At 38.7% G+C, this 1,067-nt stretch carries 2 protein-coding genes; both read right to left on the reverse strand.

Annotated elements, in window-relative coordinates; translation table 11 throughout:
* Positions 1-108: 108 nt before the first annotated feature.
* A complete protein-coding gene (locus IM290_RS21110; RefSeq protein ID WP_017384273.1) occupies positions 109-591 on the reverse strand; it encodes an SMI1/KNR4 family protein in 483 nt (160 codons plus the stop codon).
* 10 nt (positions 592-601) lie between these two features.
* Positions 602-1,067, reverse strand: a 466-nt coding sequence (locus IM290_RS21115; RefSeq protein ID WP_193354496.1) for an HNH endonuclease, incomplete at its 5' end; no start/stop codon positions are given.

Genomic DNA, 1,067 nt, shown 5'->3' on the forward strand with positions numbered 1-1,067 from the left:
GTTTTATAATAAAACCCTATGATTTGTGTCACAGAGCCTTATTAAAAATATGAATATCAAAACAACAGCAATCGAAGTAAATAAATCGATTAAATTTTTAAATATTCTTTAAGAAAGATCTTCTTCTGCTACTAATCCATTAACAAAATTGGCAAATGAATTTGTCAGATATCTTTGAAGTTTTATGTGATTCTCTTGCATAGTCAAATCCTCATCAAAAGAATCTGTAGCAAAATATACTATTGAGTAATTGTCTAAATCTAGACAGAAGAAATTCCCTCCCCAATCATTTGCGAAAGGAAGCAGGTTTTTAGGAATCACTTCCCTATCCAACATGCTGATATAACAACCGTCGATTAAAGATCTAGGGTCATTATTTGTCTGACTATTATAAACAAACGGTTTAAACCCTGCCACCTCTACTGGCTCAAAATCTTCATCACCGTCCCACCAACTTTTCTCAGGAGTGCCACCATTAAATTGCAGATAATGTGAAACGAAATCATCCGGAAGAGTAATAGATAATTTCTCTTCCGTTTTAGTAATATCTGCACGTCCAATCTTTTTTTCACAGTTACTGAAATGGTTCATAGGTTATACCTCACTGATGACAGTTTGCACGCAATTTTTTCGGGACACGCCCCTTCAACCAGCCTTTAGAATGAGAAACAGCAATGGCTTCTTGGGAACCATATTTTACACCAAAATATTTCTCGAATTGTGAGACTGAGCCTTTATGTGGGAAAGTAGCTTCATGCGCAGAAGTTTTTACTAATTGCATTGTTGTCCTTCCTGTGGCTGGGTCAAAATCATCGACATGATGCCATGTATATCCAGTTGCATCGCTTTTAGAAATACCGGCTGCCTTGAAAGCCTCGGTGAAATCTCTATCTCGAGTTCCTTGCATTGTAACAGATACAATATTCTGTTTTGTTCCATTGATTGGGAAAAGATCTGGGCTTCCTGTAAAGTCGACTCCCTTTAATGCCAACCCCCACGGATCCACCCAACCCAGCGCATTCGGCGCATACTGGTAAAGGTTTATCCCCCCCGCCAGCCCTATCGGG

This window comes from Enterobacter cloacae complex sp. S1 (genome assembly GCF_014930525.1).
In the GTDB taxonomy this organism is placed as follows: domain Bacteria; phylum Pseudomonadota; class Gammaproteobacteria; order Enterobacterales; family Enterobacteriaceae; genus Enterobacter; species Enterobacter hormaechei_C.